Raw genomic sequence first — 15,336 nt, forward strand, 5'->3', positions numbered from 1 at the left:
GTCCCCATGCCCGAGCTTCAGCGTCTCCGCCCTGATCACGCCCCCGCCCTGCTCGCCTTCGAGCGGGAGAACAGGGACTACTTCGCCGCGTCGATTCCTGACCGGGGGGACGCCTACTTCGTGGAGTTCGACGCTCGGCACGCCGCCCTGCTCGCGGAACAGGACACGGGGGCCTGCCACTTCCACCTGCTCGTGGACGGGCACGGTGAGGTGCTGGGGCGGGTGAACCTCGTAGACGTGGCGGACGGCGGCGCCGAACTCGGCTACCGGATCGGCCGGAGCGCCGCCGGCAAAGGGCTCGCGACGGCCGCCGTCCGTGACGTATGCGCGCTGGCCGCCACCACGTACGGACTGACGTCCCTGCGGGCGGTGACGACGCTCGACAACATCGCGTCACGGACCGTGCTGGAACGCACCGGCTTCGTGTCCACCGGCGAGACAGAGGCGGGTGGCCGCCCAGGGATCGGTTACGTACGGAATCTCGTCCGCTGAGTCACCGCCCGGTTCAGCGCGTGGTGGAACTGTCCGCCTGAATCGGCCGGGACGTCGCGCTGTCCCCCGGAGCGGCCGAGATGGTGTGCGGCGCCGACTGAGGTTCGGGCGCCGGTTCGGTGCGGCCTGCGGCCGACACACCGTCGTCCTTCATTGCCTTGGCCTCGCTCTTGAGGATGCGTGCCGACTTGCCCAGTGAACGGGCCATGTCCGGAAGCTTCTTGGAGCCGAAGACCAGAATCACCACCAGTGCCACGACCAGCAGATGCCAAGGCGCCAGCGCATTGTGGAACATCGTCACACCACTCCCTCAGAAACGATTGCTATATTGCGCAACTGTACAACTATGGGGTGAGGTCTGGAACTTCATCGGCGGCAGGGCGCGCCTGAGGGGGCGTCCTGGCCGCCGCACCGCGTCGCGGTTCAGCCTCCTCCGCGGCTGATCGGCGACCCGGATCACCAGTCTCCGCCGCCGAAATCCCCACCGCCGAAGTCGCCTCCGCCGTCGAAGCCGCCACCCCCGAAACCACCGCCGAAATCACCCGGGTTGAAGTCGGCGCCGGTGAACTCCCCGCCGTCCGGAGCGCTGTCGACGGACGGGGTGTCGGCGAAGGCCGAGGGAGCGCTCAGCATCGAGCCCAGCATCGTGCCCACGAGCAGTCCGCCGAGGATGCCGCCGGCGCCGCCGAAGTAGCCGCCCGCCCAAGGGGCGTAGGCGGGCCCGGCGTTCCAGTAGGGCTGTGGTCCCTGGGGGGTCTGAACCTGGCGGACCATCGGCTCCTGCCCGCCTGCCAGGCGGTCGGCATCGGCCGTGCACGCGGGTACCTCGCGAGGCATTCCATCCTGCGGGGCCCACTGCACATCGACGGACGACGGGCCGTGGCGAGGGTCGAAGAAGCAGGGGGCCCGGCGCTCGGGCAGCGGGGCGCCGGTGCGGCGCGCGGCCAGGTTGGCGAGCGCGAACCGGCCCTCTTCGAGGGCCACGGTCACCGGCTGGACGTCCTGCGGCCGGGTGGCGGCGGTCATCAGGTCCTTGGCCCTGTCGTACGCGTCCAGTGCGCGGGTGTAGTCCTCCCGCATCCTGTCGTCGGAGCCGGACTCGGACGGGTGGAAGTCGAGCCGGTCCAGTTCCTCGCCGAAGGCGGTGATGTCCTCGTCCACGACGACGCGCAGGGCGTCCAACTCGGAGCGCTCGCGCTTCTTCTTGGACCGGCGGTACAGGGCATAGCCCCCGCCACCCGCCGCCGCGGCCACTCCCACGGCGACCAACACCCCCGCACCGCCGCTCCCTTCCTCGTCCTCGGACCCGCTCCAGTCGGCCGGGGCCTGCCCCTTGGCCTGCTGCGTCGCCTGGTCGACGAACGCGGTGAGGAGCCCCTTGGGGTCACCGGAGTGGGAGCGTCTGACGGCACCGGTGAGGTTGCCGATCGCGTTTCGGGACATCGCCGAGGAGTCCGCGTTGGCGTTGAAGCCGTCGCCGAGCTGGACGGCGTACACGCCGGTGATGCCGACCTGGGTGCGCAGGTCCCGCATCAGGGTCTGGGGAGGAAACTCGGCGGCCTTGGGCAGCACCGCGACGAAGACGGGCCTGTCCGCCTCCTCGATCTTCTTCGCGAGGTCTTCCGCGTCGGACTCGGAGAGCTGGTCCCGGGCGCGCGGATCGACGTACACGGGGCTCTTCTTCAGTGCCTCGGCCACGGTGTCGAGGCCGGTCCCCGCGGCATACGCGGGCCGGGAGACGAACAGGGCGCACCCGGCCACCAGCGCGAGGACGGCCAGGGTCAGGACCGGGCCGAGCCGTGGCAGCGTCCGACGGACGACAGGCATGGGGATTACTCCTCCTCCGTACGGTACGTCTGCACCGACATCACTTGCTTAGTTGCGTAATGTAGCAAGTGAAAGTGTCGGGTAGCGCATGACGGTTGCTTAGTTGCGCAATACTTGGAGTGTGAGGCAGTCGAGGGGAGAGGGGCGCAGCCATGGGCGAGGTCGTACATCGCACGGCCGGAGTGGAGGCGGTGCTGGGCGAGCTTCCTCTGTGCGCCGCGCCGCCCGAGGGGCACTCCCGGTCGGCGTACCGACGGGTCGAGGTGTACGACCGGACCGGCCGGCCCTGGCCCGGCACCGTCACCGCCTGGTGGACGGATCCGGAAGGCGTCGAGCTGTGCCGGTTGCGCCTTTCCGGCGCACCGACACCACGATGGACGGTCTTCGATTCCGACCGCATCGTCCTGCTGGTTCAAGGTGGCACCTGATCGCCTGATCACCTGTTGCTGCGTTCGGCCCTTCCGGGTCGTGCGGTGCCGCACACCTATCGATGATCATGCCGAAGGCACGGTGGGTATGGCGCGCGGGAGCGGTGGCATGGACAGCGGTAGGGAACACGGTGGTAAGGAATGTGGCGGTGCCGCCCGGGATGGTGAACAACTCCCCGTCACGCGAAGGTACTTGGGACTGGACCGCCGACACTTCCTGGGTGCCGCCGCCGGACTCACCCTGGGGCTGACCGCCGCGTGCGACACCGGCCCTCGCTCCGCCCGCGACTCCGGACCCAGCCCCTCAGGCCCCGGTCATCTCACCGCCGAGCAGGCCCGTCCCGGCAACGCCGACTGGCGGATCCGCTCCGTGGGGCCGCCCGGCGCGATCGCGGGATATACCGACAGGGCCAGCGTCCTGCCCGGTGAGGAATGCGGCCTCCATGTCTCGACCACCGCCCCCGGCTTCCAGGTGTCGGCCTACCGCGTCGGCTGGTACGGCGGTGCGCAGGCCCGACTCGTCTGGCGCTCGGACCACACCAAGGGCCAGACCCAGGGCGCGCCACGCGTGCTTGCCGGCACCCGCACCGTCCAGGCGGACTGGCAGCGCACCCTCACCCTGCCCACGGGGTCATGGCCGCCCGGCGCGTACCTGCTGCGCCTCGACGCGGACCACGGCCACCAGCGGTACGTGCCCCTGATCGTCCGCTCCCCGAGCGCGGCGGGCACCACCGTCCTCCTGCACGCCCCGGCGACCTGGCAGGCGTACAACACCTGGGGTGGTGCCAGCCTCTATCAGGGCGACAACGGCGCCTACGCGACCCGTTCACTCGCCGTCAGTTTCGACCGGCCCTACGATGCGGACGGCGCCGAGAAGTTCCTGGTCTACGAACGTTCCGTCGTCGTCCTCGCGGAACGCCTCGGCATCCCGCTCTCGTACACGACCGGGATCGACGTCCACCACACGCCGTCCACGCTCGACGGCGCCACGGCCGTGCTCTCCCTCGGGCACGACGAGTACTGGACGCCCGAACAGCGCGACCACGTCACGCGTGCCCGGGACGCCGGTACCAATGTGGCGTTCCTCGGCGCCAACGCCTGTTTCCGGCGGGTCCGCCTCACCCCCGGAGCGAACGGCACGGTCCGCACGGTCACCTGCTACAAGACCGACTACCGCACCGACCCGTATCTCGCGGCCCACCCGGACCGCCCCACCAACGACTTCCGCCAAGCCCCCGCCGCCGCCCCGGAGTCCGCCCTGACCGGCGTCCTCTACGAGGGTTTCCCGACCGACGCGCCCTATGTGGTGCACAGCCCGGACCACTGGCTTTACGACGGCACCGGAGTACGGCAGGGCGACAGCTTCGACCATCTCGTCGGCGTCGAGTACGACCGCGTCACACCCGGAATGCCCACGCCCGGGGAGCTGGAGATCATCGCCCACTCGCCCCTGGTGTGCAACGGCCGCGACAGCCACGCCGATTCCGCCTACTACACCGTGCCCGGCGGTGCCGGCGTCTTCGCCTCCGGCACCATGCGCTGGGCCGAGGCCCTGATGGCCGGCACCCGCGACAACGGCGACAACCACGGCATGGACGCCCGCACCGGCGCGTTCGTCACCCGCACCACGGAGAACCTCCTCCGAGCCTTCGCCGAGGGCCCGGCCGCCAGAACCCGTCCCACGCCACGGAACAACATCCGAGACGTGTACGCGACGTGACGCCCCGGCCTCGCTCACCGTTCCGAGTCCGCCGACACCACGCGGTGCCCGCAGCCTCACGGCACCCTGGGCCCCGTGATCGCCTGTCCGCCGCTCGTGAAGGGCCACACGTTCGTCACGCAGCCGCGCAGGCCCTTGATCTGCTGCATCATCACCGGCGCCGGCGCGCCCGTCCGGGGGCAGGTCTCGTGGCCGTGGCCCAGGAAGTGGCCGACCTCGTGGTTGATGATGAGGGCGCGGTAGGACGGCACGTCGTCGGCGTAGGCCGGGGTGGCGAGCAGCCAGCGCTTGAGGTTGACCATCACCTGGTTACCGACGTTGCAGTTCACCTCGCCTCCGGTGTCCAGGTGGTACTCGCCGCAGATCTTGTCGACCGTGCCGGGTGTCGCCACCCGCACCTGGAAGTCCGGTGTACCGCCCGCGACGCGCCGGAACCCCCACGCGTCGTCGGCCGTCCAGCCGCGCGGGTTCCCGAGGATGTCCTCGACCTCCTTGGCCGTCGCGGCGGCGGACATGTCGAGACCGTCCTCGACGGAGACCTGATAGGTCAGAATCCGCCCGCCTCCGTGTGTACGGCCCTGCCCGCCCGCCGTGGTGAACGTCCCCGGCCCCGACGCCGGGATGCGGGCCGACGACTTCCCGGACGAGCCGGAGGACGCGGAAGGCGAGGTGTCGCCGTCGTCGCCCGTGCCCACCACGGCGCCGACGACCATCAGAAGACCGACGAAGGCGACACAGCCCAGTACGACGGAGGCCCTGCGCGGGGAAGTACGGCGTCGGCGGCGGGTCGTGCGGCCTTGGCGGGAGTGGGGGTCGCGATGGTTCATGACGGCGACACTGGGACGGCAGTGTGATCGACTCTGGGTCGCCGGGTAACGAATCGATAACGCGCCAAGTGTCCGTCCGGTCGGCATACCGGTCGATATGATCGTCGCGTAACAGTTCGCCGCAGATGGGACCCCGTGCGGCCCGGATCGAAAGTCCTTGCGGATACTGTCCGCATGCCACGTGTCCTGCTCATAGAAGACGACCCGGCGGTACGGGAGGGCGTACGCCTCGCCCTGCGCCGCCAGGGACACGATGTCGCCGCCGTCGAGACCGGCGAGGAAGGGCTGGAGCGGCTGGTGCCGTTCCGCCCGGACGTCGTCCTGCTCGATCTGATGCTGCCCGGGATGAGCGGTCTCGACGTCTGTCGCCGGATCAGGGCGGCGCATCAGATACCGATCATCATGGCCACGGCACGCGCCGACGACATGGACGTGATCGTCGGCCTGGAGGCCGGAGCCGACGACTACATGGTCAAACCGGTGCGGGCGCCCATCCTTCAGGCCCGTATCCGCGCCGTGCTGCGCCGAATGAGCACCCCAGCGACGCCCGGCGTCCCCAGCGTCGAGACCCATGACGAGCTGACCATCGACCGGGCAGGACTGGAGGTCACCCTGCGCGGTGAGCCGGTCGCGCTCGCCCTCTCCGAGATGCGTCTGCTACTGACTCTCTCCGCCTCACCCGGCCGCGTCCTGAGCAGGCAGCAACTCCTCGAAGCGGTCTGGGACCACAGCTACCACGGTGACATCCGCCTGGTCGACGCGTGCGTGAAGCGGCTGCGCCTGAAGATGTCCGAGCCCGCGGGGGACCCCCGGTACATCGAGACGGTACGGGGCTTCGGCTACCGCTTCAGGTCCCGATGAGGTTCCCCCGGCTGCCGGGGGTGAAGCTCCTCCGTGTCCGTGGTCTGCGGGTCCGTCTCGTCATCGCGTTCACCGTTGTCGCCGTGGTCGGCACGCTCACGACCGGTGCCCTGACCTTCCGCGAGGCCCGCAGGGGCGTGCTCCAGCAGAGCCAGGACACCGTCGTCAAACAGTTCCGCGACCACGTCAACGGCCTCGCGCCCGCAGTGGCCTTCCCGCCGGACCAGGGAACCCTTCAGCAGCTCGCCGCCGACGTCGGACGGGCCGGCCGGTCCCAGAACTGGCGGGTCCTGGCCACCTACGGTGACCTGAGCGCGGCCTCACCGGCGGGCTACTCTTTCACCGAACTCACCCCGGCGATGCGCGAGTCGGTGAACAGCCGGGCGGTGACCGTCTTCCAGCGCGTCACCCGCGACGGTGGCTCCTATCTCGTCGTCGGACTGCCGATCGCCTTCGCGACGCCGTCCGGACAGTGGGAGGGAGACCGCCGCGCGTCGGGACTCGCCGTCTTCCTCGTCGTCTCGCAGAACAACGAACAGGGCTATGTGGACGCCCTGGTGTCCGCCGTCCCCCGCGCCGTCCTGCCCGCGCTCGCCCTCGCCGTGATCCTCGCCCTGTTCGCGGCGCGCGGAGTGCTGCGACCCGTCAGAGAGCTGCGGCGCGCGGCCGGGAGCATGGCCGAGGGCCGCTTCGACACCCGGCTCACCGTCAACGGCTCCGACGAACTCGCCGACCTCTCCCGCACGTTCAACGAGACCGCGTCCGCCCTGGACAGCACGGTCGCCGAACTGCGCCGGATGGAGGCCCGCGCCCGCGCCTTCGCCGCCGATGTCTCCCACGAACTGCGCACACCGCTCGCCGCGATGGCGGCCGTCACCGATGTCCTGGACGAGGACGCGGTACGACTCGACCCGGACACCGCGACGGCGGTCCGTCTGATCAGCGAGGAGACGGTGAAACTGGCCCGTCTGGTGGACGACCTCATGGAGGTCTCCCGCTTCGACGCCGGAGCCGCCGAACTCCGCCTGGACGACATCGACCTCGCCGAGTGCCTGCTGCGTACGCTCGCCTCGCGCGGCTGGACGGACCGCGTGGAGGTCGACGTGCCCCTGCCCGGAACCCTGCGCGGGCGCGTGGATCCGCGCCGCCTGGACGTGGTGGTCGCCAACCTCGTCGCCAACGCCTTCCGGCACGGCGCGTCACCCGTCCGGGTACGCCTCACCACGGTCACGGCCCCGACGCGGGGCGCTTCCGTGTGGGCCGTGATCGAGGTCTCGGACCGCGGTGCCGGGATCCCCGACGACGTCCTGCCCCATGTTTTCGAGCGTTTCTACAAGTCGGACAGAGCGCGCACCCGGACCGAGGGCAGCGGACTGGGCCTCGCCATCACCGCGGAGAACGTCCGCCTGCACGGCGGCACCATCCGCGCCGCCAACCGCCCGGACGGCGGCGCCGTGTTCACAGTGAACATCCCGCTGCCGGACGACGTGCCCGACGACGTGCCGGACGACGACTTCCCCGCGCGGGACGACGACCCGTACAGGAAGCGGTGAAGATCGGTGAGGACCCGACGTCCCCGGCGCCTGCTCGCTCCGGCAGCCCTGCTGACCGCCGCCGCCGCGCTGCTCACCGGCTGCCGCATCCCCTCCACCGGTGTCGTGCAGGCGGGCGAGCCCGCGACTGGCCTCAACGCGACGCTGCTGGTGTACTTCGTCAGAGACGGCGCACTGTTCCCCTCCGAGCGGCCCGTCGACGGCGCGGTCGGCGTCGAGGCCGCGCTGATGATGCTTCTCAAGGGGCCGACCAGGGACGAGCGGGGCACGCTGCTGACCACCGAACTGCCGCCCCCGGCCGACGGCGCCCGACCGGTCCGCGCCACGACCGGCACCGTCGAGATCGACCTGCCGTACGCGAAACCGATCAGCGACCTGGCCCTGGACCAACTCGCCTGCACGGCCGTCGCCGCTCAGGCCCTGGAGAGCCCGGCGACCGCCAAGGCCCCCCTCCGACTGACGGTGACGACGCCCGTGGACCGCATCACCATCACGGCGGACACGAAGCGCTGTCCCATGTCACCGCCCGTCTGGGAAGAGCAGCCCAGGGATCCGACCCGACAGTGAGCGGCGCGGGTGCGCCCACGCACGTCCCCCGGCGTCACCCTCCCCGCGTCCATCAGTCCCCGCGTCAGTCCACCCGCTCGGGCAGCGGAAACATCCGGCTCAGGCGCGGGAGCCGCCGAGCCGCCTCCGCGCTGTTCCGTACGTCCCAGGTCTCACCCTCCGGCTCGGGGTTGCACGGCAGTTCGATGCCCTCGGCCTCCAGCGCGTCCTCAAGGCCGTCCTCCTCGCCGGTCAGCTCCTCGAACGCTTCCCCGGCCACATAGTCCAGGGACTCCCACTCGGGCCACGCGTCCTCGGGCCACGCCTGCGAAGGGCGACCGGCGAGCCGGCCCAACTCCGATACCTCCGCCAGCGCATCGGGGTCGGCCACCACCTTGCGCACGGTCTCGCGGCCGAGGCCCACGACCCAGAACTGGAAGTACCAGAAACTGTCGTCGGAGCACCAGCCCCCCAATATGCATTCGGCGGCGGCCCACAACTCCCAGGTGTCGAGCGGTCGGCGGGCCTCGTGCAGAAGCGTCTGGAACCGCACGATCTCGGGCAGCGGCCGGCGCACGAGTTGCTCACGCAGCCACTGGACGCGCCGGTCCGGATCATGATCGTGCCGCTGAGAGCCCTCGATCAGGGCCCAGAAGGTGTCTTCGTCCACACTCCGCACTATGGCAGGGGGGTACGACAACGCCGTTCGGCTGAGAGATTCCCCGCGTCGTCGGAATCCAGCCCCGGCCGCGAGCGCAACAGCGAGGTGTCGATCCGGCCGAAGCGTATGGCGTTCACGCAGAGCCGGTCGGCGGCGAAGGCAGGCCAGAGCCGGGAGTCGACAGTCGTACGGATGTCGTCGGCCGACAGCCCGATCAGGGGGCCCGCGCCGGTGAGGCCACCGGCGGTGACGAACACATGGTCCGGCCTTGGCGCGCCGCCGAGAGACGGTGATCGCAGTCGCCCGCCGACTCGCCACCGCCCCGGACGTCTCGTACGCGAAGTGAGGCCGAGAGCGCCCGGCCTCACTTCACCCGTGAGGGCTAACGGACCCGCTCGACCCGCGTCATCCCGGACCCGACCGGCCCGATCCGGAGCACGGTGCCCGTCAGATCGGTGACCGTCCCGACCTTCACCGGCCCTCGGTCCGGGCAGTCCGTCGCCTTCACGCGGTACGCCTTCGGATCCGCGTCACCGATCTCGACCTCCACCAGGGCACGGGAGTTGGGCGGCACGGTCACCCGCACGTCGTGCGTCGACGAGGAGCGGTGTACGGAGACGGAGACCGGCCCGCGTACCGACGGCACCGTCCCCTCGACCCGGGTCAGGTCGCCGGTCCGGGGCCGGATCAGGAAGGCCGCCGCGCCGGCCTCGCTGACCTGGACGCCCAGGACATGGCGTGCGATGGCGTTCGCGGGCGCGGACGCCCAGGCGTGCGAGAAGGTGAGGTTGGACTTCAGCGCGGGATCCCACGCCTCCGTGACAATGGTCGCCTTGAGGATGTCCAGCATGTGCAGCCACGAGTTCGTCGCCGTCGACGTGAGCAGGGACAGAGCGGCATCCGAACGGCCCAGCCGGAACAGCGCGTCGAGCAGGAACTGCGCCCCGTACACGCTCATCTTCATCCCGCCCGCCGCGAGCGTGTCTCCCAACCTGGCCCGTACGCTCGCGTCCAGCGCGTCGGCCACGCCGAGGGCGACCGGGAACGCGGTGGCGTGCTGGGCACTGTGACCGGTTCCCACCCCGTCGAGGAAGCGACCCGCTGAACGGTCCAGAAGTGTGCCGCGCAGCGCGTCGGCGAGTGTGTCGGCCCGCTCACGCAAGGTCGCCGCGTCACCCCTCTTCCCGAGCACCGCGGCGCACTTGGCGAGGGCGTCGAAGGCGGCGTACTGGAAGGCGTTGACGACGGTGTTGACCTCGGTGAAGACATAGCCGTCACGGTTGCTGACCGGCCAGTCGACCAGGTCGCCGAGGTCCGCGCTGCTCGAACCCGGCGCCTTGTGCACCAGGCCGTCCGGCTTCAGATATGTGGTGAGGTTCTTCCCCGCCAACAGGTCGTAGTCCTTGGCGAGTTGCCGGTCGTCGCCGGTCGCCAGATAGTCCTCCCAGGCGGACAGCGCGCACATGAGCCGGTACTCGGTCGGCCAGGTGCCCTTGCGGACCAGGTAGTCGTTGGACCAGCGGGCCAGCGCGTACGACCGCTGTACTCCGTACTCGGAGAGCTGGTTGATCAGCGCGTCGCCCTCGTACGGGCCGCGTTCGCGGGTCGGCGTGTCCTGGTAGAGATCGCCGCGCGTCGCCTCGATCGAGTAGCGGCACAGCTCCCAGACCCGGTCGAGCGCCGGGTCCGAACTGCTGAAGGACGTCTGCGAGTCGTCCCAGTCCATCCGCCACGCCCGCCCGCGCACCACGGCGCCCGACAGATCCAGCGAGGTACGCAACTCCGCCCAGCGGAAGCCCCGGTAGCCCCAGTGCTCGAAGCGCTGTGTGCCGTCCCGCAGGGTCCACACCTCGCGGTACGTGTTGGTGGCGCGCAGCGCGTACCGCACCGTGCCGTCGGTGTTGAGTTCCTCGCCGAGCCGTACCTCCACCGTGTCCCCGGCGGCGCCCTTGACCGCCAGCGACAGCCCGCCGACGATCTCCCGCCCGAGGTCCACCAGCCAGCGCCCGTCGGCCACTCGGGTCACCGATGCCGGGACGACGTCGTGCAGCAGCGCGGGCTCGATGAGTGCGGGAACCAGCCCCTCGATCGCGCCGCGCACCACCGGAGTCTCCCAGCCGCGGTCGTCGAAACCGGGCTCGGTCCAGCCCACCGGCTCGTACCGCAGGTCCCAGAACTCCTGCGGCACGGTGAAGAAGTTGCTGCCCGCACTGCCGCGGGCGCTGAGCAGCCCGTCCTGCCGGCGGGCACGCCAACCCGTTCCGGACCCGATCGTGACCCGGCCGCCGTCCGTGTACGTGACCTCCAACTGCGCCAGGAACTTCCGCTCGGCGGTGGTGTGGCAGAGAGCGGCCAGCGCGTTCGACCTGCCGGGCCGCAGCGTCCGAGTGATGTCGAACGCCTGGTACGCCACGCCCGTACCGGACCGCACGGAAGCGAAGCCGACCGGGGTGCCGTTGCTCCATACCTTGGCGACGTACTGCCGGGCAGGGGACGGCGAGGTGGCCGCGACGTAGAGCACGGCGGCGGCGATTTCCTTGCCGCGGGTCAGCCCGTACTCGTGTCGTAGCAGGGCCCAGGTGTCGTCGGAGCCGTAGGAGGACAGCGAGGTGGCGCGGAACGGGAAGGTGAGGACGCCGTTCGCGACGCTGCCGCCGGTGAAGGTGCCCTTGTCCGTGCTGAAGTCGTCGTCGAGCAGAACGGTGCCGTCGCCCGCGGTGAAGCTGACGCGGTCGTAGGTCTGGGACTCCGTACTGCCGTTGCGCAGGCCGACGTTGCCGGAGGCGTACCGGGAGTCGGTGGTCGTGTCGACCACGGTTCCGTCGACCGTGGTGGTGAAGGTGTCGCCGCGCAGCGTGACCGCGAAGTCCACCCACTCGCCGACCGGCACCGCGAACGGCAACGTCACTTCGGCGAGAACGGTGTAAGTGCCGTTGACGCACACGTGCTTGCGCAGCACGCCCTTGGCGCCGGCCCGCAACTGCCACAGATAGTTGTCGGACGTGCCGGCCGCCCGGAACCACAGCCCCGCGGCCACCGCCGTGATCTTCACCCGGGTGGCGAACGTCCCGTCGGTCATCGTCGGTCCGGCCCCGGCCCAGATCGGCTCGGCCGTCCACTCGTCCTCGACGGACGTCGCCATCAGCACCGGCTCCGACCAGTCCGAACGACCCTCGGCCCAGGTGCTGACCCGCCACCAGTACGCGGTACGCGGCCGGAGCGGCGGCCCCGCGTACTCCACCGCCGTGGACTCGGCGGACGCCCGCCGGCCGGAGTCCCAGACCAGCCCCTTGCCGTGGAACCCGTCCGGCGTGCTCGCGACCTGCAACCTGTACGCGCGCTGCACGGTTCCGTTCCCGAAGTCGGGGACCTGCCAACTGAACCGGGGCCGCTGCCCGATGGCGGCGACCGCGCCATCCGGCAGGAGGTCGGTGAGCAGCCCGGTGGGAGCGGTGGGCCGCCCGCCGGCCCGGCCCGACACTCCGGCCGCCACCGCCGGACTCCCGGCCAGAACGACCGAGGCGGCGACGCCTCCACCCAGCTGAACGAGTCGTCTCCGCGACACATCCCCGACCATGGCCCACCCCACGAATGAAAGGTTTCAGTGAATTGACGGGGAGGCTACGGCTGTTGTGCTGGGGTGGTCAATGGACAGGACAGGAGTGATTGAGGGAGGGGATGAAACGATTGAATCGTGTGGCGCGCGGAACCGCGCCGCCCTGGTGGCAGGCACTCGGATCTCCCGCGGTCCGCGGCCGGTCGTCCCATCGCCCCGAGTCCCATGGCCCCGAGTCGTCCCATGGCTTCGAGCGCAGACAGCGCACCCCCGCGCGCGATCGATCGAGGAGCGGCCGGCGCTGACGGAGTGGCACATCGTGGGTGTCGTCGCAAGAGCGGATATTCCGGTGTGAGAGATCCGATACGGTAGCCCGCGACACGCGGCCAACGTGTCTGCGTCGTCTCTATCTGCAAGCTCGCGTTTCGGACCTCGCTCACTGCGCTGAACCCCTCGGAGAGCAGCGCCGTGAGCTGGTGATCTGCGAGTGAACCCATCAAGTAGTAAGGTCTGTTAGGGCGATATGACTATCTGCTATCTTGCATTTAGGACCATCCAGCCGGGGAGGTGGCAGGCGTGAGCACACCGAGCCCCGCCGTCCAGCGCCTCCGACTCCGGACGGAACTCCGCAGAGCCCGGAACAAGCTCGAACTGACGCAGCGTCAAGTGGCCACGAAGATGGAGTGGCACCCGTCGAAGCTGATCAGGATCGAGGCCGGCGAGGTCGCCGTGACCGTGAACGACCTGAAGGCGCTCCTGGACGAGTACGGCGTCACGGACCGCCGCAAGATCGAAAGCCTGCTCCAACTGGCCCGCGGCAGCCGGAAGATGCCCTTCAGCGAGTACCGCGATGTGTTCAGCAAGGAGTTCCTGGCGTTCCTCGCCCTGGAATCCTCCGCATCCGTCATCCGCGGCTTCCACTTCTTCGTGATCCCCGGACTGTTCCAGACCGAGGAGTACATCCGCGCGCTGGCCGCCGGAACCAGCCAGAGCGTCACCCCGGAGCGCCTCGACCGCCTCATCGAAGCCCGTCTGGCACGCCAGGAGCTGCTGGAGGGCGAGGAGGGTCCGAAGCTCTTCCTGGTCCTGGACGAATCGGTGATCCGCCGTCAGGTGGGCGGTCCGAAGGTGATGCGGGCCCAGATGGAACGCCTGGCGGAACTCGCCGCGCACCCCAGGATCACCATCCAGATCCTCCCGTTCAGCGTGGGCGCCCACCAAGGCATGCTCGGGCCCTTCACCCTGTTCGAGTTCTCCGAAGAGGGCATGCCCGACTCCGTCTACCTGGAGAACCCGCGAGGCGAGTCGTACGCGAGCAATGAGCCCGAGGTCACCGGGAAGTACCTGGAGGCATTCTGGGCCCTGGAGGACCGGGCACTCAGAGACGACATGAGCCAGACGTTCCGACAGGTCGCCGCGCACATCGGCGAGGGAAGCGACGATCTGGCACCGGCAGCCGACCGCGAGGAGGGTCAGGACGAGGCGAACTGACAGGCAATCGCGATGCCTTGACGCTCCATCAGGAATCATGCGGAACATCCGGAACCATCAGGAACGACGCGAGTGACGGCCGAACCCCCGGGCCTTTTTTCAGGTCACGGTCGCCGCGACGTCGACACGGGTCGGCACCGAGCCGACCTTGAGGCAGGGCGCTGCCCGCGGCTGGGCCGATAGTCGCGGTTTCTGACGATTGATCACCGAGGTGACCGATGGACAGGTCGGGGGCTCTCACCGGCGGCGACGCGCGTTGCCGCCGGTGCCGGGTGCGGGGGTGCGGGCATGCCAGGACGTGGTAGGCGTCCCAGTGTCGACACCTGGGTCCACATCTGCAACGAGATCATTCATCACGTCCTGCCGTTCCGGACCCGGACCGTGCATCTCCTGTGGGTCGTCACGATCCCGCCGGCCGTGCTCGGAGGCTTCTTCGTCGTGCTGCTCTCCGTGCTCATTCCGAACCCGAACGGATGGTTCGGCGTGGCCGGTTGCGGCGCGGGCGTGCTCGCCGTCGCTCGTATGCGGACCTGGCTGCTTCCGCTGCTCTCCCGCAGGAGAGCGCTCAGGCCCGCGGAAGAAGAGCCTGGCCCCGAGTCCGGGCGCGGTGGGGGAGCGCCCGTTGAACCCGCTGAAGAAGAGGAGGTCCCCACCAGCCCGCTGCCGCCACGACCACGGTAGCCGTGAGAACTCCGAGTGCGGTGGCCCCGGCCAGACGCGCCACGCCGTATCCGGCGCCGAAGGCGAGGGTGCCGGTCGACAGGGCGTAGACGGTCCACAGCGCGATCATCGCGCGAGGCGAGTGCGAGAGCATCGAACGCGTCATCGACCGTCCCCCTTGAGGCCCGTCTCCGGCGGTCAGTTTATCTCGGCAGATGGTTCAGGGCCCGACTCCGTCACCTTCGGGCACCGTGGAAAACGCGTCAAGTACGCCGTCCCCGCGCACACCACGCGCCCTGTGACGTCCCAGGCAGCGCATATCACCGCCGTCCAGGGGCAGTTGATGGGCACGATCTTGGCAGGATCCGGCGTATTCGTTTTCGTGCGGGCGATTGTTATCCTGACGAAACGGAGCGGAGGAGGCGCGCTGGTGGGCGAGCCGTGGACTTGGCGCAGGAGCACTTTCAGCGACGGCGAGAACGTCAACTGCGTCGAGGTGGCCCGGAGTGACAGCCAGGTGATGGTCCGGGACTCCCTCTTTCCCTCGCGCTCGATGCTCCGTTTCCCCTTGTCGGGCTGGCAGGCGTTCGTCGACCACGCGGTGCGGGGGCCGGAGCCGACCCGCGCCGCCGAGTAGCGGCAGCGCCCCGCATCGCCGAGTAGCAGCGCCCTTCCCTTCGGCATCCTCTGAGATCCCTCGTGTCACGGTCATTG

Annotated in this window: 15 protein-coding genes; 9 read left to right on the forward strand and 6 right to left on the reverse strand. The window is 69.9% G+C overall.

All coding sequences use genetic code 11. The annotated features are described in order from the left end of the window. The first annotated feature begins 6 nt into the window (after positions 1-6). Positions 7-492 carry a GNAT family N-acetyltransferase gene (locus ACFVT5_RS09370; RefSeq protein WP_389883358.1) on the forward strand — a complete coding sequence of 162 codons (486 nt, stop codon included), beginning with the start codon at positions 7-9 and terminating at the stop codon, positions 490-492. 13 nt (positions 493-505) lie between these two features. Here the strand turns inward: ACFVT5_RS09370 and tatA are convergent, their stop codons facing one another. Beyond that, positions 506-787: a Sec-independent protein translocase subunit TatA gene (gene tatA, locus ACFVT5_RS09375; RefSeq protein ID WP_389883361.1), complete on the reverse strand. Its 282-nt coding sequence runs from the start codon at positions 785-787 to the stop codon at positions 506-508. Positions 788-948: 161 nt separating this feature from the next. After that, positions 949-2,319, reverse strand: coding sequence for a hypothetical protein (locus tag ACFVT5_RS09380; protein ID WP_389883364.1), 1,371 nt, complete (start codon positions 2,317-2,319; stop codon positions 949-951). A gap of 152 nt (positions 2,320-2,471) precedes the next feature. Here ACFVT5_RS09380 and ACFVT5_RS09385 point away from each other — a divergent pair, with 152 nt between their 5' ends. Next, positions 2,472-2,747, forward strand: a complete 276-nt coding sequence (locus ACFVT5_RS09385; RefSeq protein ID WP_389883366.1) for a hypothetical protein — start codon at positions 2,472-2,474, stop codon at positions 2,745-2,747. Positions 2,748-2,856: 109 nt separating this feature from the next. Further along, positions 2,857-4,467 (forward strand): N,N-dimethylformamidase beta subunit family domain-containing protein, encoded by a 1,611-nt coding sequence (locus ACFVT5_RS09390; RefSeq protein ID WP_389883369.1) that lies wholly within the window; start codon positions 2,857-2,859, stop codon positions 4,465-4,467. 56 nt (positions 4,468-4,523) lie between these two features. On the opposite strand, the gene ACFVT5_RS09395 is transcribed toward ACFVT5_RS09390, so the two are convergent. Continuing rightward, complete coding sequence (locus ACFVT5_RS09395) at positions 4,524-5,294, reverse strand: DUF3152 domain-containing protein (protein WP_389883372.1); 771 nt, start codon at positions 5,292-5,294, stop codon at positions 4,524-4,526. A gap of 174 nt (positions 5,295-5,468) precedes the next feature. Between ACFVT5_RS09395 and ACFVT5_RS09400 the strand changes: the two genes are divergently transcribed. From ACFVT5_RS09400 to ACFVT5_RS09410, 3 genes are read left to right on the forward strand one after another with little or no spacing between them, the layout of a single operon-like run. Continuing rightward, the gene (locus ACFVT5_RS09400) at positions 5,469-6,155 is read left to right on the forward strand and encodes a response regulator (protein ID WP_389883375.1); all 687 of its coding nucleotides are present in this window, start codon (positions 5,469-5,471) and stop codon (positions 6,153-6,155) included. Continuing rightward, on the forward strand, positions 6,152-7,708 hold the full coding sequence (locus ACFVT5_RS09405; protein WP_389883378.1) for a sensor histidine kinase: 1,557 nt from the start codon (positions 6,152-6,154) through the stop codon (positions 7,706-7,708). The genes ACFVT5_RS09400 and ACFVT5_RS09405 overlap by 4 nt, the downstream gene beginning before the upstream one ends. Before the next feature lie 6 nt (positions 7,709-7,714). Then, positions 7,715-8,275 (forward strand): hypothetical protein, encoded by a 561-nt coding sequence (locus tag ACFVT5_RS09410; RefSeq protein ID WP_389883380.1) that lies wholly within the window; start codon positions 7,715-7,717, stop codon positions 8,273-8,275. 64 nt (positions 8,276-8,339) lie between these two features. Here the strand turns inward: ACFVT5_RS09410 and ACFVT5_RS09415 are convergent, their stop codons facing one another. The 3 genes from ACFVT5_RS09415 to ACFVT5_RS09425 form a co-directional block, all read right to left on the reverse strand. Further along, positions 8,340-8,924 (reverse strand): DUF4240 domain-containing protein, encoded by a 585-nt coding sequence (locus tag ACFVT5_RS09415; protein ID WP_389883383.1) that lies wholly within the window; start codon positions 8,922-8,924, stop codon positions 8,340-8,342. An 8-nt stretch (positions 8,925-8,932) separates the two neighbouring features. Continuing rightward, positions 8,933-9,172, reverse strand: a complete 240-nt coding sequence (locus ACFVT5_RS09420) for a hypothetical protein (RefSeq protein WP_389883386.1) — start codon at positions 9,170-9,172, stop codon at positions 8,933-8,935. A 125-nt stretch (positions 9,173-9,297) separates the two neighbouring features. Beyond that, positions 9,298-12,408, reverse strand: coding sequence for a family 78 glycoside hydrolase catalytic domain (locus ACFVT5_RS09425; protein WP_389883389.1), 3,111 nt, complete (start codon positions 12,406-12,408; stop codon positions 9,298-9,300). Between the two features lie 639 nt (positions 12,409-13,047). Between ACFVT5_RS09425 and ACFVT5_RS09430 the strand changes: the two genes are divergently transcribed. From ACFVT5_RS09430 to ACFVT5_RS09440, 3 genes are all read left to right on the forward strand, one after another. Continuing rightward, the gene (locus ACFVT5_RS09430) at positions 13,048-13,962 is read left to right on the forward strand and encodes a helix-turn-helix transcriptional regulator (protein ID WP_389883392.1); all 915 of its coding nucleotides are present in this window, start codon (positions 13,048-13,050) and stop codon (positions 13,960-13,962) included. A 288-nt stretch (positions 13,963-14,250) separates the two neighbouring features. Beyond that, positions 14,251-14,643 carry a hypothetical protein gene (locus tag ACFVT5_RS09435; RefSeq protein ID WP_389883395.1) on the forward strand — a complete coding sequence of 131 codons (393 nt, stop codon included), beginning with the start codon at positions 14,251-14,253 and terminating at the stop codon, positions 14,641-14,643. Between the two features lie 409 nt (positions 14,644-15,052). Further along, complete coding sequence (locus ACFVT5_RS09440) at positions 15,053-15,259, forward strand: DUF397 domain-containing protein (protein WP_389883398.1); 207 nt, start codon at positions 15,053-15,055, stop codon at positions 15,257-15,259. Positions 15,260-15,336: the final 77 nt, after the last annotated feature.

It is taken from the genome of Streptomyces sp. NPDC058001, from assembly GCF_042886315.1.
In the GTDB taxonomy this organism is placed as follows: Bacteria; Actinomycetota; Actinomycetes; order Streptomycetales; family Streptomycetaceae; genus Streptomyces.

Excerpts from the sequence above, each read along its gene's own strand:
- ACFVT5_RS09370 (WP_389883358.1), top strand. The coding sequence starts at position 7 with ATGCCCGAGCTTCAGCGTCTCCGCCCTGATCACGCCCCCGCCCTGCTC.
- tatA (WP_389883361.1), bottom strand. The coding sequence starts at position 787 with ATGTTCCACAATGCGCTGGCGCCTTGGCATCTGCTGGTCGTGGCACTG.
- ACFVT5_RS09380 (WP_389883364.1), bottom strand. The coding sequence starts at position 2,319 with ATGCCTGTCGTCCGTCGGACGCTGCCACGGCTCGGCCCGGTCCTGACC.
- ACFVT5_RS09385 (WP_389883366.1), top strand. The coding sequence starts at position 2,472 with ATGGGCGAGGTCGTACATCGCACGGCCGGAGTGGAGGCGGTGCTGGGC.
- ACFVT5_RS09390 (WP_389883369.1), top strand. The coding sequence starts at position 2,857 with ATGGACAGCGGTAGGGAACACGGTGGTAAGGAATGTGGCGGTGCCGCC.
- ACFVT5_RS09395 (WP_389883372.1), bottom strand. The coding sequence starts at position 5,294 with ATGAACCATCGCGACCCCCACTCCCGCCAAGGCCGCACGACCCGCCGC.
- ACFVT5_RS09400 (WP_389883375.1), top strand. The coding sequence starts at position 5,469 with ATGCCACGTGTCCTGCTCATAGAAGACGACCCGGCGGTACGGGAGGGC.
- ACFVT5_RS09405 (WP_389883378.1), top strand. The coding sequence starts at position 6,152 with ATGAGGTTCCCCCGGCTGCCGGGGGTGAAGCTCCTCCGTGTCCGTGGT.
- ACFVT5_RS09435 (WP_389883395.1), top strand. The coding sequence starts at position 14,251 with ATGCCAGGACGTGGTAGGCGTCCCAGTGTCGACACCTGGGTCCACATC.